Here is a 22,872-nt window from a genome sequence, read left to right on the forward strand (position 1 = left end):
TACTGTACAAGACCTGCTAACTTGGGATACTGTTTCCCATTCTTGTACAAACTCCCAAACTCATGTTTGGTAAGGAATAGGTTAAATGAGTTAAGGGCATTAATTCCAGAAATGATGTTTTTGCCGACTTGCCTCAAGGTGAGGACAGTCTGAGTATTAGCCACGCGATCGCTTAACCGTTACTTGATCAACTCTGGAATATGCTCGCTTGCCACTGTCTTGGTGGATACCCTCTACTCTAACCCTTTGGTAATAAGCATACCTCTTACCTAAGCTTTGGCGAAGTAAGTCCTTAAGTTGGTTGGCTAAGTTGCTCTTGACGCCTAAATCTGTTTCTTTGAGTTCGGTGAGAAATCATCGATTGTTTCCTAAAACGCCCTCCCTTACTTGGTTGGCATGGTATTGCCAGTTGGCTTTACTTAACATTTTGCCCAGAAGAAGTATTAAATACTACAAAATATTAACAAAGTTTACTAAACTTTGTTTAAAAAAGCTTAAACTAACTAAAAAAAAGAGTTATTTCTCAATATCAGGAATTATTTCGTTAAATTAGCATAGCTCAAGCTCATCTCTAGGTTGAGTGACAGATCAACGGTCTAGATATTGGGCAAAGGCAGCAGGAGAGGTAAGATCTTTCTCTTTGTCGCCTATTCATATAATAGCTATTTTGTCAACTGCTGTTGTTGAATGGGGAAGTGCGAGAGTTATGAGTTTTGACCCAACACTAAGCCCATAAGGCATGGTGCGTGAGTTAACTCTCCTGGTTTCCCAGGCTTCCCAGGCTTCCCAAGCTTATCCATCCGCCCTATCCTCCCCATCTCACAAAGCTTCCAGACGTTCCACGCCTTACGTCTGGAACAGGCTGTCTCATCTCCCTGATTGTTCCCATCTTCCTCTCCATTTCAATCATCCCCACCTTTAGATATTTGCCAGTCAGCCGTATTACCGCTTATTGTAAAGAAAGATTAAATAACTATCCCTGAGGATTGTATCAGTACTAATCAGTACGGAACAGTGTCTCAGGAGAGAAAGCCCCTACGGGGGAAAGTCATCTAGTATCATCGAAGGGTTGCCTGGAGTCAATGATGCCAGAGCTAAAGAGTCATCCTTATTTTCTGACACCCCGATCGCACAATCCCGATTATCCCTTATTCGTATTTTTACCGGGGATGGATGGAACCGGTCAGCTATTGCGATCGCAGATGCCAAGTTTAGCCGCAGCGTTTGATGTTCGTTGTTTGGTTATTCCTCCCCATGATTTGAGTCCCTGGGAAGACTTAGCCAATCACGTCGCCAGTTTAATTACCAAAGAACTCAGCCAACGACGCTGTCAAAGGGTTTATTTATGTGGCGAGTCATTTGGTGGCTGTTTAGCGCTGAAGGTATCCCTCAGTGCCCCCCATCTATCGCACCGAATCATTTTAAGTAACCCAGCCACATCCGTGAGTCAACCCTCTTGGTTACTTTGGGGATCGCAATGGTTAGGCGTATTACCGGATAATATTTATCACTTATCTGCCTTGACATTGTTACCTGTTTTATCATCCCTCAATCGGATGGTTCCCAGCAATCGCCGCGCCCTCTTAGATGCTATGCGGTCAATGCCTGCAAAAACTATGCATTGGCGAGTCTCAATGCTGAGGAATTTTAAGGTTCATCCAGGACAACTCGAACAGTTGACCCAACCCGTCCTCATCCTCGCCAGCGCTGCTGACCGCTTGTGGTCTTCTTTAGCAGAAGCCAAGTCATTAGTCAAGTATCTGCCAAATGCCACGATGTCAGTGCTACCGAAATCTGGTCATGCCTGTTTACTAGAAACGGATGTCAACCTATTTGAAATATTAAAACAACAAAATTTTTTAGATCTCAGCCTTCCTCAGCCCGAAACTGAACCCGATTTCTCGGAAATTATTGGGGTTTAGGTGAGGAGTTGATCTGAACGATAAGAGACGTACCCTGCTACGTCTGGAACACCTCATTTTCCTTACCTTCCCCATCTTCCCCATCTTCCCCATCTCCCAGACGCGCCGTGGCACATCTGGAAAACAAATGTTAAGCTTATCAGTCGGTCAATTTTGATTAAATGACCTGATGTCAACAAAACTTTATAATTTTGTTAAGACATCTTATACTACCAATGGATAGTTAATAAGGAGTAAAGACAACGATGTCGGAGGCAATCAAGCCACTGACCGTACCCAGAGAATTCTTGGGTCCCCCCGAAGATTTTAATCTAACGTTACTAATGTTTATAGTAGCGATAGCTCTGATCGTCTTCTCGACCTGCGGTTACTGGCTGTGGGAGTTACCTGCACCCTTGTGCTTTAGCATTAATGTCCTAGCATTGCATATGGCGGGTACGGTAATCCATGATGCCTCTCACAATGTTGCCCACAAAAATCGGATCGCGAATGCGCTGATGGGTCATGGGAGTGCGCTGATGTTGGGGTTTGCTTTCCCGGTGTTTACCCGGGTACACATGCAGCATCATGCCAATGTTAATGATCCAGAAAACGATCCCGATCATTTTGTGTCAACGGGGGGACCTCTGTGGTTAATTGCAGCACGCTTTTTTTACCATGAGGTCTTTTTCTTTAAGCGCCGCTTGTGGCGTAAGTATGAACTGATCGAATGGTTCTTGAGCCGAGCTTTCGTTGCTGGGGTGATTTACCTGGCGTGTCAGTATGGCTTTTTGGGCTACATTATGAACTTCTGGTTTACCCCAGCACTGGTTGTCGGGTTGGCATTAGGCTTGTTTTTTGACTATTTACCCCATCGTCCTTTTAAAGAACGCGATCGCTGGAAAAATGCTAGGGTTTATCCGAGCCCGATCCTGAATATTATGATTATGGGTCAGAATTACCATTTGATTCATCATCTGTGGCCCTCTATTCCCTGGTATAAATATCAAGGAGCCTATAGAGCTACTAAGCCTCTATTAGCAAAAAAGGGCTGTCATCAGTCATTGGGACTGCTACAAGGCAAAGATTTTTTGAGTTTCGTCTATGATATTTTCCTGGGAATTCGTTTTCATCATAAACGGTCTGAGAAAACTCGCGAAAATTAGACAGATGAGATTGGGTTCGTAGTAGGGGTTTGGTAACCAAACCCCTACTGTCGCTGAATGTAGGTCAAAAGCAGAGGCGATAAAACCAAAATGCCTAGGGTGCGATCGCGCCCTAGGCATTTCTTTGTCTGAATGGCTTGGTGTAGAGGCTATAGGTAGGCACATTTTTCCATGGTGAAAATCATATCAGAGAAATGGTGCGATCGCCCCTTGTCTGTAGGATGACCCTTGAGAGTGCCGAATGGGGATAAACAGGGGCTGGCGGCAGAAATACTTAACAAAACTTTATTAAGATTTGTTAAAGAATTTAAGCTAAGGCGAGTAATCTGTCTTAAAGTTCAGAGTGGTTTCTACTTTCTTGTACACTTGAAAATCCTGGAATTTCTAACTTTGGGTTTATCCCTTACTCTCCTAATACGCTTTCTCAACGCATCGAGCCGCGCCGTGATTATGTCGCTTTTGAGAGGGCGACAGCCAGCCGTTATAAATCAGTTTCACGCTCACCCTCGGAACCTGCTCAGCCAGTGGTGGAAGGGAAAAAAGTTCCCTTGGAGACGGGGGTCATTAAAATTGACCCGAACTACTGCGATCGCAGCGATGGTAACAGCCGCAGTAGTGGTTGGCAATGGGGTTTCCGCGCAAATAGCCCCAGCCAATCCCAGTACTCTGGCATCCCTGAAAACGGTATCGGTTCCCGAACCTGACAATATTGGAGACTTTATTAAGGACAAAACTGCCGCGATTGCCCTAGGAAAGACATTATTTTGGGATATGCAACTGGGGAGCGATGGTTTCACCTCCTGTGCCAGTTGCCATTTCCATGCAGGAGCCGATAATCGCTCCAAAAACCAGCTTAGTCCAGGACTGTTGCAAGTCAACCCTAATAAAAGTCCCAATCCGGATCAGGTATTTGACCTAGGTGGGGCAGCCAACTACCAGCTTAAGCCGGAAGACTATCCTTTCCACAAATTAAGTAATCCCAATAACCGCAACTCCACAGTTTTGGCTGACACGAACGATGTCAGCTCCTCTCAAGGCGTTTTCTTATCGAAATTCAATGACATTATTCCAGGCAGTTCCCAAGAAGATGTCACCTTCCTACCTGACCCAGTTTTCCATGTCGGAGACATCGAAGTTCGTCGGGTAGAACCCCGCAACACGCCCTCTGTGATTAATGCCGTGTTCAACTTCCGTAACTTCTGGGATGGACGCGCCCAAGAAGACTTCAACGGCGTCAATCCCTTCGGCGCCAGAGATGCCAATGCCTTTGTCCTCAAAAAAGACAAGAATAACCTAGAAAAAGTCAAAATCAGCCTCAACAATTCATCGTTGGCATCTCAAGCCGTAGGACCGCCTTTGAGCTTCTTCGAGATGTCTGCTGATGAGCGCACATTTCCGGATATTGGCATCAAACTGAATAAAAACAAGAAACGAGCTAAGTTGGGTCAAAGGATTAACCGACTCAGACCCCTAGCCGATCAACTGGTGCATCCTGAAGACAGCGTTCTGGGTAACCTGAGCCAAGCGCCTGACCCCGGGCTGACGACATCAAATTATGAGTCGATGATTAAGGCGGCGTTTAAGCCAGAGTGGTGGAATTCCAATCAGGCAATCCGGATTGAAGAGAGTGGTGAATTGACGTTCTTTAACCCGAAAAATCAGACTCTGACGACTAACGAATTCTGGCAAATCGACTATAACTTTACCCTATTCTTTGGACTCGCGGTTCAGGCGTATGAGGCGAGCTTAATTTCCGATGAGACACCCTTCGACCACTATATGGAAGGGAAAACCAACGCCCTCACTGAGCAACAAAAGCGAGGGCTGGAGATTTTCCAGAACAAGGGTAAATGCATCAACTGTCACGGCGGACCCGAATTTACTAATGCATCGGTGGCAAATGTCAAAAACCAACCCCTCGAACGCATGAAGATGGCTCAAGGTGTTGCGGTTTATGACAATGGTTTTTATAACATTGCTGTCAGACCGACGTTAGAAGACCTAGGTGTCGGTGGTAAAGATCCCTTTGGTCAACCCCTGTCTATGTCGCGCTTGGAACAGCAGGATGGTTCTCCTTTCCCAGTTGTTCCTGGTGATGAGGGTGCGCCAACCGGTGCGCTCAAGCCCCAGGAGCGAGTAGCTGTGGATGGAGCGTTCAAGACTCCGGGTTTGCGTAATGTGGAACTGACTGCTCCTTTCTTCCACAATGGTGGACAGTTAACCCTCAAACAAGTTGTGGAATTTTACAATCGCGGCGGCGACTTTCACAATGAAAATATCGCCAATCTCGACCCAGATATCGTAAACCTAGGGCTGACAGAGCAGGAACAAGCGGATTTAGTGGCTTTCATGAAAGCTCTTACCGATGAACGAGTACGCTATGATAAAGCGCCCTTCGACCATCCGCAGTTATTAATTTCCGACGGACAGCAGGGGAACCAACAGTCTGTCCAGAATGACGGTACTGGCAAAGCTAAGGATCTGATTTTAGAACTACCTGCTGTAGGTCGTAACGGTGGTTCAGTTCGGGCGAATTTCCTGGAAATGGCGGTACAAACTGAAGCAGAATCAACCTCATCCACCGCCGAGACAACGGCTTCTCCCCCTGGAGGAGGATACACCCAACAGGATTGTCCGGCTGGAACGACGTTCGTCCCTCTACCTGGAGGGTACATGTGCCAGTGACCGAAAAATTGGGTTACCCAACCCCTACGGCGTGGTGAGGATGTCAAATCCGGTGTAGAGACGTAGCATGCTACGTCTCTACTAGAGGGTAAAACTTTTAAGGACTGTCAAAGTAGCCGTATCCTTTAGAGGGTCAGCTATTTTTTTAGTTTGGCAACGGGTAATAACAACGATTTTTGAATGGCTTCGTTCACTTCGGGAGTTACACTCTCAGCCCTCTTGAGACAATTGACCAGAAATTCATTGGCGTTGTAATACTGCTTTAATACTGCCACTTGCTCCTGATTGAACTGCCAATTATGACCGACATTGCGTTGCTCAATCATTGCCGTTCTCAGGGCTTCAATCCAAGCTTTACCCTTTCCTTGCCACCAGTCCTGAAACTCGCTTATCGTTTCAATTAAATTAGCTTGATGGTGGAAGTCTTGCAGTAATTGACGTAGCGACGGAGCTTGGCTGCTTCTCCAATTCGGCAAAACTTTACTATTATCTTGCTTATTCTCCAGCAAATTAGCATAGTTAAGCGCACGAGAAATGACTGAACCCAAAACATCTATGGGATCGTCCGTTAGCGCTAAGACTTGATTGAGAGCCAGGATGCACTCGATAGCCAGATCAAAAGCCAGTTCTAACTCAAAATTGTCGGTTAACTTGGGGTTTAAAGCACGAGCTAAAGTCAGTGTACTGCCAATCCCACCCAGAATCTGATCCACAGACAGATCGAAGTAAAAAGCGCGAATAATTGCTGATTCATAAGCTGTCGGGACAGTACCTGCTTTCTCATCGAGCCAGGTCAGAAATTTTTGGAGTTGTTTGTCTTCAGCCACCAGTCCATCTATCTGTTGTTTCATCAGTTCTAACAGAGGGTCTGCTTTGGGCAACATCTCAGCCGTGAGCAAGCCAACTTCTTGCCAAAACTTGTTAGTTATTTGACGGGTAATCAATTGCAATGCTTTATTGAGTTCGTTAGATGTCGGACTAGCAACAATGGCTTTAGCGGTTAAATATTCATGAAATATTAGATGTGAAAAGGAGTAAATTCCTTTAGCACGCTCGACTAATATGCCATGTTGTGCTTCGATAGATTTGACGACGGTATAGCTATCTAGTGGCTCATCTTCACAGATGTTTGGATTATTGGGTAAACTGTGCAGATAAGTAGCGATATACTGTTCAATTTCTTTTTGCTTAAACAAATAACGTCCTTGTGTGGCAGTGAAGAAAGCGATTTGATTAAGCAAGTCTTCCTGGCGCTGTACGGATATTTTTTCGCCAACTCCCGTTCGCTCAATACTGCGCTGAGTATCCCAGGTTTTGAGCAAAATATCTATGGCTTCTTTATACAACTCTGAGCGAGATTGAGGAAAACTATTTGATTGCTCGAATACTAGACAGAGAAATGTGAGTAATAAGGGATTGGTTGCCAAGTCTTTGATGGAGTAATGACCCTGAATTTCATCAATCAGTTTTTTTTGCTTGCACTCATTATCCAAGAACCATTTTTTCACAAAACCGATAATTTGTTGCTGATCAAATTCTGAAAGTTCTACTTCTGTAAACTTTTCAAATCTATGGTCGATTGCGGCAAGTCTGCAACTAATCACAAAATGATTTTTATAAAAATCATCAGCTAGTTTATTGATTTCTCGGATTACGTCTCCTCTATAGGGCTGGCTAACTTCATCTAGACCATCTAATAAAATCAAAAATCTGCCACTATATAACAATTTTTTAAAAAGATTAATTTCCTTTTCGTAACACATAAAGAAAATTCTCTGAATATAATTTTGTAAGTTGAGATTTCTTTCCGTAGACACGAAATCTTTAAGAGAGATAAAAATCGGTAGTTTTTTATCTGGAAATATTCCAGAATCACCCTGAAGCGCTAAATACTTTAAAAATGTTGTTTTCCCTGACGCTGGTTTTCCGAGAATTATCAGCCTTGAATACTTCTCAATGGCTTGTAATCCCAGTATTCTTTCTTCGGGGTTTTTATTCAAGCTGGAATAATTTTCAGTAATACCCAGATCAGCAACTTCAAGACGCCTACGGGATTGGATGGTTTCTAAAACATGAACGTCGATGTAAATCTTATTTAAAGGAATCGGCTGGGACATATCCAGCACCCGCATTGTGCCATACCGATGTTGAATACTCCCATATCCTTGCTGATACAATCTATGGACAATCACATCAAGTTGAGAACGGTTTGACTCGGGCGCTGTTGTTTTCAAGTCTTGCTCGATAGAAAATGGCTCACTGATTTCGTCCCATTCGAGATCAAGACTTTCACTAAGCTGGATAAAATACTGACGATCGACTCGCTCCCCTCGGAAAAATTTACTGAGGGTTTGACGAGTGATTTGCAACTGTTTAGCTAACGCCGTCTGACTCAAGGCTTTCGCCGTTAATGCCTTCTTTGCTTGTTCAATGCCTTGGAGAGATAGCTGTAGCGATCGCTTGGCTCGCTTGCTCATAATTCAATCTAGTGATTCCAGAGGGATAAAGAAGCTGCTATTGAGTAATTTCACTGACAAAGCCAAAGTTTTACATGTAACTTCCCTAAGTTTGACAGCATGATCTCGGATTTCCCTTGTCTAACGGAGCTTAGGTAGGCTCAGTAGTGTTACGGTTGCCAGCGCAGGTTCTCATAAACTTTACATTATTTTACAGATTTTAGCATTTCTTTACAAAAGTTTTACCTCAGCTCAACCTAATCTTTGACACCCCTTTGGCAAAATCCGAAGGGGACGAAGAGCTTTTGCCATTAGTTCCGCTGCTTAACAAATTTTTAGGTCATAGACTCTAGGGAACGCATGACGATTAAGAGGAGAGAACTACTGAAGTACGCCGCGATCGCAGGAGGTTTGCTTGTCCTACCCGCCGGATTCCAGCGCATTGCCCATGCTAAAGATCCGGAGAGTCCCGCCGGGAATCCCTTTACCCTACCTTTCCGGGTACCGCCAGTACTTCAGCCAGTCCGCAGTGATAACACGTCCGGTTCTAATGGGTTACAAGATTTTGAAGGAACCGATTACTACGAAATAGCCATCACAAAAGCACGGACACAGATCATCCCAGGGAAAAGCACTGAGATTTGGGGCTACGGTGGCATATTTCCGGGTCCGACAATTAAGCAAAAGCGGGATCGTCAGTCTGTTGTCCGCTACATCAACAAACTGGATGTGCCGATGGTGATTCACTTGCATGGGATGGCGGCGCTACCGGAGTATGACGGTTGGGCGCATGACGCTGTAGAACCGGGTTACTATAAGGATTTTATTTACCCAAATAACCGACCTGCTACAATCTGGTACCATGACCATGCCCTTCACAAAACTGCCCCGAATGTGAACATGGGGCTAGCGGGAATGTATATTGTCTATGATGAATACGAACAGAATCTCAACCTACCCAGTGGTGAATATGATGTACCGCTAGTCATCCACGATAAAATATTTGACTCTAAAGGTCAGATCGTCTACGACGATGAGGGTCAAAAAAGTTTGTTCGGAGATGTGATTACGGTTAATGGTGTAGCATGGCCCCGGATGGAGGTGGCTAGACGTAAGTATCGTTTCCGGGTACTCAACGCTTCAGTTTCCCGATCTTACCGACTCAAACTCAGCACCGGCGATGAGTTTATTATGATCGGCACAGATGCCGGATTGAGAAGTGCCCCCGTCGCCGTAGACAGCTTCCGCATCAGCATGGCAGAACGCTATGAGTTTATCCTTGACTTCTCCAAATATCCGATTGGCACGAAAATTGTACTGGAAAATGAGTCACCCGACAATAACGAAGATTACGAAAAAACAGACCGGATCATGCGCTTTGATGTGGTGCGGGATGCCGAAGACACCAGCGAAATTCCCAGCACTCTCCGCTACGTGACGCCTGTTTCCCAACTGATTCCCCAAGCAGTACGCACCCGAGAATTCCGCTACGAACGCACAGGCGGTCAATGGGTAGTCAACGGCAACACTTGGAATCGCTACGAATCTGATGCGAATCCCCAAGTTGGCGATGTTGAGATTTGGACATTGTACACGAATTCAGGCGGCTGGTTTCATCCGATTCACGTTCATCTGATCGACTGTCAGATTATTGACCGCAATGAACAACCACCCTTTGTCTATGAGGAAGGCTGGAAAGATGTCATCTACGTAGGTGGTAATGAGTCAGTACGAGTCGTGGGCAAATTTGGTCCTCACACGGGCAGATATATGACCCACTGTCACAATTTAGTTCACGAAGATCACGATATGATGCGGGCAATTCAAATCGGCAATAACTCGACTGATCCGGCTTTAGTCGCTCCGCCCAAGCCACTACCCGCACCACCCTTATAAACTGAAATTCCCCCCAGCCAAAAATAGTGGAATAGATTTTACAGTTTAATCGGGCGCAAGGCGTTTATCCGTGTCAACTTATGCCATTCTACCTAGGGTGATAAGCAAACTGATTATTACTGAAAACTTTGTGGACTAAGGCTTTCAAAACAATGTTTTCAGGGAAGCTATCACTAATAGAGGGTTTTCCATCACAAGTACGGGAGAGCTAAGCTTATTTTGCCAATCAAGATTGAGTATTAATTCTATCAACTTAGTTTTCCGGACCATACAAGGAATCATCGAATTCTTTAAGTTTTTTTACGTTATAAACCTGAGGTTGTTGTGCATAGGTACGAGCCGTAGAGGTTGGACGACTCAGTTGCTCTTTGCCGCACAAGTTACTCAGGTCTAAAACTGTGCCGTCTTCGGTTTGCATATAGCACACTGGATCATCGATATTTAGGTTTATTGAGCCTTGAGGTTGGGTATCCGGCAAAACTGGATTACTAAACGTTGCTTTGGCTACCAGTAAAGTTACAAGAGCAGCAATAAATGATATCATTAAAAATGATTTAATTTTCATGAAAAGCTTCTCCTGAGAATTCAAATTTAACAAACATTATAGCATGTTAATTGGCTTAAGTTCAAATATTTATCCTAGAATTTTGATAAATAAAAAAAATCTTATGCTAGCTGCTAATTAGCCAATAGTCACTATTGGTATTCTTGCCCTAACGTTGATGGTTGAAGAGAATTCACGGAACTCGACCAACTCCCGTGGAGCCTACTTAGACTGAATTATAAACCTTAATGGTTGGGATCAGGGCGGGTTTATTGAATTGAGGGGTTTCTCGCCACAGGTAACAGTAAAACCCGCCCCTACAAGCCAATTTCTTTTGTCTGTGTTTAAGTTTAATTGTTAAATAAAGAGGTGATAAAACCAAAAGGCAAGTTGTGCGATCGCGCCTTCTGCTGTGTTCTTAGTAAGGGCTTTAGACTTCAACAAGCTAGGTCGAAGAGAACTCAAGTAACTCAACCAACTCGCGTCTGTCTACCTAGACTGGATTATAAACGTTAACGGTTAGGATCAGGGCGGGTTTATTGAATTGAGGGGTTTCTCGCCATAGGTAACAGTAAAACCCGCCCCTACAAGCAACCGATCAATAAACAACAGTACGCCGTTCGGAGAAGTTATGTTCAGTCATAACGGTAGCGATCGCACGGGCTATTTTTTGTCCTCCAGACATAGACGGTTCTACGGGAGAAATCGTGGAGTAGTCTGTTACTTCATCACAAATCACCCGCAAATCGATTAAGGGTAAACCCGCTTGAACCGCTTGTCGAATAATACAATCATTAAACATCGATAACACGGTAAATGCTAATAGACGCATGACTGGATCAAGGAGGGGACATTGGTCGTAAATTGTACAGAGTGCAGTCGGTTTATCCAGTGACAACACCGCTTTCAGCATCTGCTGATAGTTGTGGTAAAACTCCGCTTTCATCGTTGCGATCGCGTCTAACATCTTTGGGGAAGATTGGGTGGATTGAACCAAGATAGAGGCATATTGTAACGCATCATTACCGCCCACACTAATAAATACATGGCTGGCGTCCCTTGGTAAGCGCTGGATTTGGGAATCAATCTCCTGAATCGAATCTCCATCCACAGCTAGAAGAGTTGCCTGATCTCCTTGAGGTAAGCAATTTTTTAGCAAGTCAATGACAGATAAACCATCAGGTACATAAGCAGCATTATCAAAAATTGAATCCCCCAGAAGAATAATATGTGCCATGATTTTATACTTTACATGATTTTAGATTGTAGATTTGCCTGTGTAGCGGCGGTCACTCAACAAGAAGTCAAGGAGATCGTCTACAACTGCCCAGATAATCGTTAACTTTTCACGAGTCTATCTATTATTTTGGCATATTTCATGGAGCTGATAGTCAAAGTATTGGAATTTTTTTACCGTTATTCATACCAGACGATGCTTGATCACCCATAAGCCAATAGGTCACCATTTCGCCTCTCCCCCTCACATTAATCGCTCCTCGCTTTTCCAACGGGTAGTTATACTTGAGTCGCTCATAAGTCGCTTCAGTGACTTGAATACGTCCAGCTTCACCAGAGGATTCCATCCGGGAAGCAATATTAACAGCATCTCCCCACAAATCATAGATAAACTTTTTCGTACCAATAACCCCAGCAACCACAACGCCTGTATTAATACCAATGCGGATTTTAATATCCTCACCCAGTTCAACTTGAAAGCGTTTCATCGCCCCTTGCATTGCCAATGCCATTTGCGCGATCGCCTCTGCATGATCGGATCGCGGAATTGGTAAGCCAGCCGCCACCATGTAGGCATCACCAATCGTTTTTATTTTCTCTAATCCTAATTGATCGACCAACTCATCAAACCGGGAAAAAATATGATTAAGTAACTTAACCAACTCAATCGGTTTTAATCGAGCCCCTAGGGGAGTAAATCCAACTAAATCAGCAAACAAAATGGTCACATCGTTAAATTGTTCAGCAATGACATCGGGATTATTTCTGAGCTGCTCAACAATAGGCTGAGGCAAAATATTCAGCAATAACTGCTCTGACTTTTGTTTCTCTACATAAAGGGCGGCTTCTGCTTGCTTGCGATCGCTAATATCTCGTGCGACTAAAATAGCCGTCTCTGTAGACAGGGGAGAAATCGTTTCCGCTAACCAAACCTCCTTGCCATCAATCGGTAGGGAATATTCAATCGAGACAGTTTCCTGGGTCGATATTGCCTGGAGAATCGCCTGGAGAATCAGATCAGCTTGGGGACGTGGCAAATCCTCATGGAGTTTTCTACCCATCATTGCCTCTGGTAATTTGTAAACATTTGCCACCTTAGTGGGAATCATATTCAGACAGCGTCCCGAAACATCTCTCACTGTCACCATATCAGTCATTGCCGCAAAGAGAGCTTTCATTTCGGCTTGCACTTTCTTCTGTTGCAACACTGTTCCCAATTGAGCCGCCACACCATTGACTAACTTGGTCAATCGTTTGTCTTCAGAACCGTTAGAATGGATAAAAAATACCAGGATTGCCAATACTGAAGAGGGGGAACTGAGCAAACAACTGTTAAGTTGGGTTGTTGGTTTATCGAGGTTAACATTGGCAATAATCGGTACACCAAAACCCGCTTTTAAACCACAAGCTGTCGCTGATTCCAATCGCAGCAAAACATCATCGGTTTGACTAAAATCGCTGATCCATTGAGAGTGTTGAGTTAACCAAACTTTTCCCGGAATCTCTTCTCCTGGGTAGAACGTGAGTAATTTACTATATTCTCGGAAACCCTCAATGGCTACCTGCAAACTCGGATCAAGTCCTTGGCGTTGACAATGCCAACGGCGGCTAGAGACTAGAATTGACTCATCAGTGGAAGGAATCCAAGCTTCGCCATAAATCCAACCCGTGATTTCGCATAACTTCTGCAATGCTACCTCTAAAGCCGTATCAAAATCGGACGCCGCATTAATTGCCTGAGAAAGGTTTAATAAGAGTTTCACCTCTTCTTCCGCTTGTTTGCGATCGCTGAAATCCTGCTGAGAACCGACAACCCGCACAGGCTGTCCGTTTTCATTCCATTGCACTTGTCCCCGTGCCAAAATCCATTTATAACTACCGTCTTGACAGCGCATCCTGTACTCAAACTTGTACGGGGGAGTTTTTTGCGTTAAATGGTCTTGCAATGTGGCTAAAACTTGATCAATATCCTCTGGATGGACGAGATTACGCCAACGATCAAAGCTTTCCAGTACTGTTGGATCGGTGTAACCTAGCATCCCTCCCAAGTGAGGAGAAGCAAATACTTTTCCAGTGGCGATATTCCACTCAAAGATGCCATCCTGAGTACTATTTAGCACTAATTGCCAACGGTCTTCACTTTTACGTAATGCAGCTTCAGTTTGTTTTTGTGCGGTAATATCCGTAATTAAACCTTCTAGATAAAATACCTTTCCATCGGGTTCAAAAATGCCCTGACCTTGTTCCCAAACCCACTTTAATTCGCCAGTTGCGGTGATAATTCGATAAGTGAGTTGGTAAGAATGGTGATTATCTAGAGCCGCTTGTATCTGATCAAATACAGGGTTTTGGTCATCAGGATGAATGAGTTGATTGTACGTGAGTATTTTTTGCTTCGTGAAGGCTTCAACTGGATAACCCGTAAGCTCATAGCAGCCTTCACTGATAAAAAGCATCGTCCAGTCTGAGTCATTGAGACAACGGTAAGCAATACCGGGTATATTACTCATTAATGTTGCCAGACTGCGTTGGCTTTCCGCTAAATCAAACTCGGTTTGTTTATGTTCTCGCGCTTCAATTGCCAAGGACACTAAATCGGCAAGCGATCGCGCGAAATTCTGGTCTTCTGGTGTCCAGTGGCGAACCCTTCCCACTTGTCCTAAACAGATAATTCCGGCGATTTCTCCTCTAATCTGAATTGGCACATCCAGAACCGAGGTGATACCCCAGGGAATCAAATAAGACGCCGACAATTCTTGCGTTCTCGGGTCAGTTTGGGCATAATCTGCGGCAATGAGTTGGTCATGCTGTAATGCCTGAAAATAGATAGGATAGTTCGCCACAGCAAGTTCAATGTCTTGGCTATGGTGGTTTTGATGCTTGTCAAATAGGTCAAAACAGTGGAGTTTGGTTCTGGTTTTGTCAAATAACCAAATCCCCGTGCGTTCAACGCCCAGACTTTGCACACCGGCTTGGGTAATTTCAGCGAAAGCGGCGTTTAAATCTCCTTGATGGATGGCGGGACTTTTAGCTAATTGAGTCAACACCAGATTATGATTACGCAGCGCGATCGCACTTTCCTGTAAGGCTTGTTCGGCTTGCTTTAGCTTATGCGTCAAGGCTTCGAGTTGGCGCGATTTTTGCTCATAAAGCCAGGTTTCCTGAATCCCTTGGCTGACTTGAGAGAGCATTTCAATTACTAAGTCTGATTTGTTAAAATCGAGTTTTTCAACTCCTAACCAAGGAAGCGGTTTAATGAGATTTTTACTCCTGTGGATAACCTGAAATTGTCCACCGGGTAAAATTTGTCCAATATAGGAATATTTGCCAACATGATGATTGGGTTGAATTTGAATCAGTCCCCCCGGTGCAGCAAAACTTTGATTATATGCCGCTAATCGTACCTGATCCACGGCAAAAGATTGGGCAGATTCGACGGCTAATTTCCACAGGTACACTTGACTGTAAGCCGCTTCAATCGGATCAGAGGTAACCCGATTTACACCATATCGCGCCTGAAATTGCTGCACAAATCGATTATTTTCGGGTGTATTTAGACTCTGGAAATAACTCCAACTGGCATAATGTCCAACAGCCACATCGTCCAGGGTTTGGAGTTCCACTTCCGCGACACTCACCGCCAGAATTGGAATGTCATCAGCGGTTATCCCTGCGTCTCGGTACTGACGATAGAAAAATTGGTTTCCTTGTCCATTAAGGGTATTGAAAACAACATCCGGTTGGGTTTGTTGAATTCGTGCGATCGCGCCGCTAAAATCTGTCTCCCCTAAGTCTAAATATTCTTCCCCGACGACTTCCCCACCTTGTTGCTTGAGTTGGGAGGCGATGATCTTATTTAAAGTGCGGGGAAAAACATAATCGGAACCTAGCAGATAGAATCGCTTTCCTTTGTTAGACAGTAGCCAAGAAACGGCGGGTTCCACTTGTTGATTGGAACAAGCGCCGGTATAAAAGATGTTAGGAGAGCTTTCGAGTCCTTCGTATTGTAGGGGATACCAGAGGAGAGCATTTAAGGTCTCAAATGTGGGTTTAACCGCTTTACGGGTAGCCGACGTCCAACAGCCAAAAACTGTGGTTACGCCCTCAAATTGAATCAGTTGTTGGGCTTGGCGTTTAAATTCTGCTGGATCAGATGCACCATCAACCACAAGCGGCTCAATGGTTTGAGCCAAAACGCCTCCGGCTTGATTGATTTGTGCGATCGCCATCAGGGCTGCATCAATTAATGGTCTCTCACTAAGAGCCATTGTGCCAGTTTGGGAATGCAAGATACCAACTCGCACTCCAGATGCAGAGGATGGCTGGTTTAAAGGCAACATGATCAAAGCCTAGGGTTATTTTATACAGAGTGTATGAGGAATCTATACATAGTCCTTTTCAAGGCAATTGAGTGGCAACCAGGAGTTTTATTCAAGTTAAAGTCTAATTACACAAAACTATAGAGCAAAATCAACGCTATGAGTTTTAGAGTTTGAGTTTAGTTATATTATACTTGGGTTAACCTAAATCATTTCATAAAAATTGAGGGTTATAGTTTGAGATAGGTTAGAGTAACTTCAGGTAAATTCAGGTATATTGAGTTACAATGCCCATCTTTCATTTCATTCTACTTTGCCTCCTTACTCCTTCTCTTCTGCCCTCTGCCTTCTTGTCCTAGTCCCACTCCATTTTTAAAGTAGGCACCAACCGTTGCCAGTTACTTAAAAGCTTATTTTGCCAAGGCATTTGTGTTGAACCTTTAACCATCAGTTGAGTGATTTTTTGCTTACGTACACGAATTACAAATCGAGACAAGACACTCATTCCCGAACTGTTCAGGAATTCTAGCTGCTGTAAGTTCATCGTAATCAGGGGGAGTTCTTGAACCATAACCTGATCCAGTAATTCCTCGATGGGTTTATAATCAGAAATTAGGCTTTCCCGCAATAAACCTTTGAAGTTCACGGTTGCCGTTGTTGGTTCATACCATACCGTATAGTCTTCGGTCTGAATGCTCATTCGATATACTCCATCCTATTACTTATGACTTCATTAGATCGTTAGCTGTACCATTGTGGTCACCGTTTTTACTTCAGGGTTTTGGTTAATGGTTTCAATTTTCCAGCCTAACTTAGCACTATAATCATTAGTCATGCTGAGAAAACCCAACTGCGATTGATCACTATTCTCTTCAGCACCTTTTTCCAATTGTCTAAAATAAAATTCATTAAGATCTGAGGTAAGAAATTCGTCAACAAATGCCTCCATTTTTTTTAACTTGTCTTGATTCACACAATTTGTAGCCATTAATATTAATGTTTTTTCCTGCAAGCAGCTACTAATTTTTATTGGATATTTAACCAGACTATCATGGAATTTAATGCAATTCTCTAATAATTCATTGGTGATATAAGTCGCGGCACTCTTGATTTTTAGTTGTCGTTCAAAGGTTTGGATATCGTCCTCATGGGTAGGAAAAAGATTGGCGATATAGTCCGTCATGAAAGCAACAGACAAGTAGCGAGTTTGCTTACGGCGGGCGCGAGAAATTGCGTGGACATACAACTCCAGCGTAAAAAGCTTGTAATCGGCAAGTATATCTTCTCTGAAGTTTCCTAATATTTGATTCATATCCTTTGAGATTATAGCTTTTTGAGAATGGAAAACATGAACAGCGATTTACTTCTGTTTAAGTATCACCAACGTAATATCATCAGCAACTTTCTGTTCACCAATATGACGCCGTACATCGTCAATCACGACTTGTTTAATTTCCTGAGTCGATTTCTGATAATTCCGACTAACAATTTCGCATAACCGCTCTAGTCCATATTGTTGTCGCTGGGAGTTATAAGCCTCTGTAACACCATCCGTGTATAAGACTACCACATCTCCTGAATTTAACTCTATTTTTTCCTGATCGATAAACTCAGAAATTTCTTCCTCTAATCCTAAAGGGAAGCCCAGATAAGTTGTATTAATCCGTTCCACTTTTCCTCCATTACGCACCACAATAACATCCTCATGTTGACCACTGACACCCAAAGTGCCATTGGCATAATCTAAAACAGCCAGAGTTATATTTTTATAGGGATTAATCCGCTGGATGTTGCTATAAATAGTGCGGTTGAGAATATCCAAAAATCTCACCGGATTGGTTTCCTCACTTTCTTGTAAGGTTCGCACAGCCGTTTGAGTCATCAACATCAAAACTCCACTTTCTAAACCATGTCCGGTTACATCACCAATGCTAATTTTGACGTTACCATTCTGTTGAATTACGTCATAATAGTCACCGCCAACTTCATCAGCAGGTTGCATGAATCCAGCAATATCTAATCCTTCCACTAAATCCAGTTCCTCCTGTTTAGGTAAAATCATCTGTTGTAGTTTCTTGGTGACCTCGATTTCAGAACTCAGACGCAGGTTTTCTTGTCGGAGTTTTTGATTAAGAGTAGTAATTTTTTGATGGGCGGCTTGCAGCTCTTGTTTTTGGAGTTCCAACTCCTTATTTTTTTGCTGTAACTGTTGCGCCATGAATTCAAGCTGTTTTTGGTGGGTTATGTCCTTGATTACAAAACTACATCCGGAAAATCCTTTGACAGGTAAATAAATAGGGGTTATTTCTAAACGTAGATAATAGGATAAATGCTGAATCTCTTGGTAAGATTTGCGTTTGTTCGTTTTCGCTTTATCGAAATATTTTTTGGCTAAATTAAACTGCTCATTATCTGATAAATTAAATAAATGTTTATTTAAAAGAGCAGATTCATTAAGCAAAACTCCATGAACAGATCGGAATTGCATGATTTCAAAGAATCGACTATTAAATTCGACTAACCGTCCCTCACTATCCAGGATAGCAATACCCTCTGATGAATTTCGCACGATACTTGTCCATCGTTCTTGTCCCAAATAAAACTCCCGGAAAAGATCATCATCTTCAGCCAGTATATTTTCAAAAATTGCCAGCCATTCTTTATCTCGTTTAATTAATCGCAGACGGGAAATAAATTCGTTTTGGTTAACTAAAATAACAATCGTTAAGTCCAGAAATCCTTTTTTATATTGACTTAATTTTTCATGAAATAAAAACCTGCCTCTTTTATCTTTGCGACTAAACAAGCTGTCTAACGGCTTTCCCACAATAGACTGAGGAGTACAGGCAAAATGTTCACAAAATTCCGGAGTAACGTTAAATATGTTTAGGGAGTCATCTAAAACGAGCATTCCTCCTGTATAAACGGCATAGAGAGGACAATCCTTCACGATATTAGCTCCTGTTTATTTAAAAAAACTATTTATTATTGCTTTCGCCTAGTCACTCACTGTAGTAATTAAACCGCCTCTTTAAAGTAATTCAACCTGGAATTTACAAGATAATTCTTGACAACAAATACAGTGGCTTTCTTCTGAAGCATAGGTTCCTACCCGTTCCTCAACAGTACCTTCGCCATGAAGGAGTGCCATAATTCCCGCTGCGACACCTGTTAACGCAAAACATTGGGGTTCTGTTGCTTCGCCTTTATAGGCTAGATAACCCAAAGCTTCGTATCCATTGAGAGCTTCCATTTGCAACGTTTCGCCCGGTTCATAATTGATGACATGCCAATTGCCCCAACCCAAACCATTTGTTACCGCAATTAATCCATATAAGTTATCCGATTCTTCTTCAACCATGGGGGCAATTAACTCATACCATTCTGCTGAAATAATAATACCGCGAAGGGTGTTCACAGCACAGACTTCTCCAGCAAATAAAAGAAGTTGTTTAGCTGTACTGAATAAACCTTGTTTTTTCATGCTTTCTATAAAACGAATACAGATTAAATTATAAAAATCCGCTGGAGTGTTAGCTAAATAAACATTAAACGCCGGAATTAATCCCTGATTATTCCCATAAAACGGCATTTCAACTAGAGCATTAATAATTTTTTTCTCATCAATATTAGAGTGAGCAAATTCACTCGTGGGTTTAGGGTTAAACTTTAGGTTTAGCTTCGGCAGATAAGTTACAGAAGTAGTTCGGGATTGATCGACGATAAACTGACACGTATCCGCTCCCATATTCATACAAGCTTTTTCCTTGACATACACCGATTTTCCAGTAATTCCATGAATCACACCTTGAAGATACCCTTCTGTAAACGTACAGACGGGACAGTTTGACTCAATAAATCCGGCTTTCCATCCTTCGACAAAGTGGGAACTACTTGACGTAACTATGCCTTGATTAATTTGGGAAAAGTCCAAATGTCCATATCCTAAGTGAGCATAGAGTTTTGCGGCTATTTGCCATTTATCTGCTAAGGTATCTTCAGAATCAAAAAAATTCTGGATATAGTCTGAGAAGATTTCTTCAGTCGCTGATAAAATAATCGCTTTGCCATTAATTTGCTTAGTGCCTTCTATAATATTTTGCAGACGAGCGTTATAATGATGGCAGTGAATCACTACCTCTTTTTTGCCAATAATGCGACGATAAGTATGAGGGTCAAATACTAAATTGAAGCGTTCAGTTAATTCTTTTTCTGTTGGAGTGTTCATTGGTTCTTAGTGAGTGGCGGTCTAAAATTGTTCATGGTACTCCTTCAGAGAATAAATATAGCCTTTTCATTTGAGTTATTAATCTCACCCTGAGAAGGGTAAGGTTTTCACGTTTCATTGGGAAATGCTATAGACAGGGTTTATTGCCTAATGAAGTTGCCATGAACGATAAACGATGAATCCTGAGCCTGGGACTGTATTCCATGGAACCAAAAACGGCTATAGATTGAGATTATATCAGTTTATAGAGAAATAGGAGCAAGGAAGAGACATTCGATTGGAAAGAGACGTTCCACCGGAACGTCTCTACAAGGTCAAACTAGGGATACTTTGGTAGCTTCTGTTACCTTTTTTGAAGAATTAAATCAAAGCGTAAACCTTTGCTTCCCATGGGAAAATCGGTTCTCTGCCAACCCATTCAGGAGGAACGATGCGGTTTTGGGTGATTTCTTTCCACTGCTTACCTTCTGGAGTGGGCGACCAATTCGGGACTTTATATTCAGAACCTACAGGAGTTCCATAGTCTGAGAAATTAGCCACGACAATCACGTATTCATCCGCCTTTTTGCCACGCCGCCAGACTAAAACCCGTTTACCTTCATGGAAATCGGCATGAATAAACTCATTCTCATTCACGGCTAGTGCCTTAGATGAGGTGCGGAAGCGAACTAACCGCGCCACATACTCAAAGATGCGTTGTCGCCAATCCTCTTGGACTCGACTATAGTTTACTGGGTCAACCTGTTTATGATCGGTATGTTCATCACTAATATCAAGATCCTGCTGATCCGCAAATTCATCCCCTGCCAAAATCAGGGGAATCCCAACAGCGGTTAAAAGACAAACAAATGCTAGCTTAATCCGGGGTTCAGTATCGTAAACTCCATTATTAATTAGATAGTTATAGAAACGTTCATTACCTAAACCGCCTACATCATGGGACGTGAGATAATTCACCGCTTGAGCGCTATCGGTAAAGCCTAAAAAACGACAATCAATGAGTTTGCGGACACTCCATTCAAAGCTAGAGTCATTAAAGGCATTCTTGCCTAAAATTACCTGTCGAATAATCTGCTTAAATTTTTCGTTCCAGAGTCCATCTAAGCGATTTTGGTGAACTAAGGCTAAGGGGACACTTAATTCTTCGCCAACAACCAGAAAGTGCTGGCTTGAACCTCCCCGTTTTTCCCAAAGCGTGCGGGCTAACTCTCGGAATTTTTCCAAAAAGTCATAGTTGCCGACATTATTAACGCTATCGAGTCGCAAACCATCCACCCGATAATAGTTCAGCCAATGAGCCATATATACTTTCATATATTCACGGGCTGGCACAAACCAGGATTTTTTGCCAAGAATTGGATGATAGCCTTCTACCCAATAGTTGTACTTAAATAAATCACCACCAAAACCATTGCGACCCACTTGTTCAGGATCACGTTCCGGATTGCCCTGTGGTCGCCATTGGACATAAAAATCCAAAAAATTTATGTTTTGATACGGATTATTTCGGGAAAACGCCATCACCATATCGGCAAAGAAACGCATTCCCAACTGGTGACACACTTTAATTAGATTGGCTAAATCAGTGGATGCGGTTGGTGCATCTTGACCCTCTGGATGTCCTAAATCAAAATCAGCCGCAAAAAAGTTAGCTGTACCATATCCCCATTCCAGCTTGTCATCACTATCGGCTGGAGGCAATAATTCTAAGGCATTGACGCCTAATTCCGCCAGATGAGCTTTGCCTTCTGCTAAGGTTTCAATGTGGCTAAAATTAGGAGACGTGGCTTGGGGTTGCAATAAAGACAGCACATCCTGAAACGTACCGATTCCTACCTCTCGATTTTCCTCTGTCCTCCCTTTTGTCCAACGGGTTGGTAATTCATAGATCACCAGTTGATTGTTTGGGGGTAGAGTGTCTAATGGGGCGTCTCCTTCCCAGTTCACCGTTTGTCCGCCCGGATCACAGGGGATTAGGATGCCATTGTGATACAAAATCACACTAGCAGGATCATGACTGGCAATACCACCTTCCTCGTCAGGGATGGGGGCGATTATCCGGCGGTCTACAGTGGTGGCGGTTGGATCAGTGCAATAGAGAACTTTGTTAATATTGTCAGGGTTATAGGGTTGAGTATTGTGGATTTTAAACCAGTACAGGTAAACTTGCCCTTCTGTCAGACCACAGTCTTGAGCGGAGACTTCCCACAACTCCGGGAAATCAGGAGATTGGCTGAGGGGAAATTCCCCAACTTTCTCGAATCGATCTGAAGCCTTAGCTGAAGGTTTAGCAATGTAAACGCTGGGCGGTGGTTGGGATATACCAGGACGCCACAAGATGAAGTGGGTCTGCTTGCGGCTTAATAGATCGATGAGCATAGCATGGGTCTCCTGAGTGGGAATCTTACTTTGGGTTGATCTGTACAACCGACCACCATTCT

14 protein-coding genes are annotated in these 22,872 nt (G+C 43.2%); 4 read left to right on the forward strand and 10 right to left on the reverse strand.

The features are described 5' to 3' along the window. The first annotated feature begins 1,082 nt into the window (after positions 1 to 1,082). Together ACLGGO_RS02875 and crtR are read left to right on the forward strand one after the other, a co-directional pair. The gene (locus ACLGGO_RS02875) at positions 1,083 to 1,922 is read left to right on the forward strand and encodes an alpha/beta fold hydrolase (protein WP_446418206.1); all 840 of its coding nucleotides are present in this window, start codon (positions 1,083 to 1,085) and stop codon (positions 1,920 to 1,922) included. A gap of 245 nt (positions 1,923 to 2,167) precedes the next feature. Further along, on the forward strand, positions 2,168 to 3,067 hold the full coding sequence (gene crtR, locus ACLGGO_RS02880; RefSeq protein WP_446335854.1) for a beta-carotene hydroxylase: 900 nt from the start codon (positions 2,168 to 2,170) through the stop codon (positions 3,065 to 3,067). A 149-nt stretch (positions 3,068 to 3,216) separates the two neighbouring features. Here crtR and ACLGGO_RS02885 read toward each other — a convergent pair whose 3' ends face one another. Then, on the reverse strand, positions 3,217 to 3,348 hold the full coding sequence (locus tag ACLGGO_RS02885; protein ID WP_446335855.1) for a hypothetical protein: 132 nt from the start codon (positions 3,346 to 3,348) through the stop codon (positions 3,217 to 3,219). Positions 3,349 to 3,664: 316 nt separating this feature from the next. On the opposite strand from ACLGGO_RS02885, the gene ACLGGO_RS02890 reads away from it, so the two are divergent. Then, a complete protein-coding gene (locus tag ACLGGO_RS02890) occupies positions 3,665 to 5,752 on the forward strand; it encodes a cytochrome-c peroxidase (RefSeq protein WP_446418231.1) in 2,088 nt (695 codons plus the stop codon). 137 nt (positions 5,753 to 5,889) lie between these two features. Here the strand turns inward: ACLGGO_RS02890 and ACLGGO_RS02895 are convergent, their stop codons facing one another. Next, positions 5,890 to 8,229 (reverse strand): NACHT domain-containing protein, encoded by a 2,340-nt coding sequence (locus ACLGGO_RS02895; RefSeq protein WP_446418207.1) that lies wholly within the window; start codon positions 8,227 to 8,229, stop codon positions 5,890 to 5,892. A 339-nt stretch (positions 8,230 to 8,568) separates the two neighbouring features. On the opposite strand from ACLGGO_RS02895, the gene ACLGGO_RS02900 reads away from it, so the two are divergent. Continuing rightward, a complete protein-coding gene (locus ACLGGO_RS02900; RefSeq protein WP_446418208.1) occupies positions 8,569 to 10,104 on the forward strand; it encodes a multicopper oxidase family protein in 1,536 nt (511 codons plus the stop codon). Between the two features lie 253 nt (positions 10,105 to 10,357). On the opposite strand, the gene ACLGGO_RS02905 is transcribed toward ACLGGO_RS02900, so the two are convergent. From ACLGGO_RS02905 to ACLGGO_RS02940, 8 genes are all read right to left on the reverse strand, one after another. After that, entirely contained in the window at positions 10,358 to 10,669 is a 312-nt protein-coding gene (locus ACLGGO_RS02905; protein WP_446335860.1) for a hypothetical protein, read from the reverse strand. 577 nt (positions 10,670 to 11,246) lie between these two features. After that, a complete protein-coding gene (locus ACLGGO_RS02910) occupies positions 11,247 to 11,885 on the reverse strand; it encodes a GDSL-type esterase/lipase family protein (RefSeq protein ID WP_446335861.1) in 639 nt (212 codons plus the stop codon). A 154-nt stretch (positions 11,886 to 12,039) separates the two neighbouring features. Continuing rightward, a complete protein-coding gene (locus ACLGGO_RS02915; RefSeq protein ID WP_446418209.1) occupies positions 12,040 to 16,224 on the reverse strand; it encodes a transporter substrate-binding protein in 4,185 nt (1,394 codons plus the stop codon). A gap of 334 nt (positions 16,225 to 16,558) precedes the next feature. After that, the gene (locus ACLGGO_RS02920; RefSeq protein ID WP_446335863.1) at positions 16,559 to 16,903 is read right to left on the reverse strand and encodes a slr1659 superfamily regulator; all 345 of its coding nucleotides are present in this window, start codon (positions 16,901 to 16,903) and stop codon (positions 16,559 to 16,561) included. Positions 16,904 to 16,936: 33 nt separating this feature from the next. Further along, positions 16,937 to 17,515, reverse strand: coding sequence for a slr1658 superfamily regulator (locus ACLGGO_RS02925; RefSeq protein ID WP_446335864.1), 579 nt, complete (start codon positions 17,513 to 17,515; stop codon positions 16,937 to 16,939). 48 nt (positions 17,516 to 17,563) lie between these two features. Further along, positions 17,564 to 19,153: a SpoIIE family protein phosphatase gene (locus tag ACLGGO_RS02930; protein ID WP_446418210.1), complete on the reverse strand. Its 1,590-nt coding sequence runs from the start codon at positions 19,151 to 19,153 to the stop codon at positions 17,564 to 17,566. 81 nt (positions 19,154 to 19,234) lie between these two features. After that, complete coding sequence (locus tag ACLGGO_RS02935; RefSeq protein WP_446418211.1) at positions 19,235 to 20,431, reverse strand: V4R domain-containing protein; 1,197 nt, start codon at positions 20,429 to 20,431, stop codon at positions 19,235 to 19,237. Positions 20,432 to 20,791: 360 nt separating this feature from the next. Next, positions 20,792 to 22,810, reverse strand: a complete 2,019-nt coding sequence (locus ACLGGO_RS02940) for an alpha-amylase family glycosyl hydrolase (protein WP_446418212.1) — start codon at positions 22,808 to 22,810, stop codon at positions 20,792 to 20,794. Between the last annotated feature and the right edge of the window lie 62 nt (positions 22,811 to 22,872).

The organism is Coleofasciculus sp. (genome assembly GCF_046565525.1).
Classification (GTDB): domain Bacteria; phylum Cyanobacteriota; class Cyanobacteriia; order Cyanobacteriales; family Coleofasciculaceae; genus Coleofasciculus.

Bases quoted from the DNA above. Each gene is read 5' to 3' on its own strand.
- ACLGGO_RS02875 (WP_446418206.1), top strand. From the start codon at position 1,083: ATGATGCCAGAGCTAAAGAGTCATCCTTATTTTCTGACACCCCGATCG.
- crtR (WP_446335854.1), top strand. From the start codon at position 2,168: ATGTCGGAGGCAATCAAGCCACTGACCGTACCCAGAGAATTCTTGGGT.
- ACLGGO_RS02890 (WP_446418231.1), top strand. From the start codon at position 3,665: ATGGTAACAGCCGCAGTAGTGGTTGGCAATGGGGTTTCCGCGCAAATA.
- ACLGGO_RS02895 (WP_446418207.1), bottom strand. From the start codon at position 8,229: ATGAGCAAGCGAGCCAAGCGATCGCTACAGCTATCTCTCCAAGGCATT.
- ACLGGO_RS02900 (WP_446418208.1), top strand. From the start codon at position 8,569: ATGACGATTAAGAGGAGAGAACTACTGAAGTACGCCGCGATCGCAGGA.
- ACLGGO_RS02905 (WP_446335860.1), bottom strand. From the start codon at position 10,669: ATGAAAATTAAATCATTTTTAATGATATCATTTATTGCTGCTCTTGTA.
- ACLGGO_RS02910 (WP_446335861.1), bottom strand. From the start codon at position 11,885: ATGGCACATATTATTCTTCTGGGGGATTCAATTTTTGATAATGCTGCT.
- ACLGGO_RS02915 (WP_446418209.1), bottom strand. From the start codon at position 16,224: ATGTTGCCTTTAAACCAGCCATCCTCTGCATCTGGAGTGCGAGTTGGT.
- ACLGGO_RS02920 (WP_446335863.1), bottom strand. From the start codon at position 16,903: ATGAGCATTCAGACCGAAGACTATACGGTATGGTATGAACCAACAACG.
- ACLGGO_RS02925 (WP_446335864.1), bottom strand. From the start codon at position 17,515: ATGAATCAAATATTAGGAAACTTCAGAGAAGATATACTTGCCGATTAC.
- ACLGGO_RS02935 (WP_446418211.1), bottom strand. From the start codon at position 20,431: ATGAACACTCCAACAGAAAAAGAATTAACTGAACGCTTCAATTTAGTA.
- ACLGGO_RS02940 (WP_446418212.1), bottom strand. From the start codon at position 22,810: ATGCTCATCGATCTATTAAGCCGCAAGCAGACCCACTTCATCTTGTGG.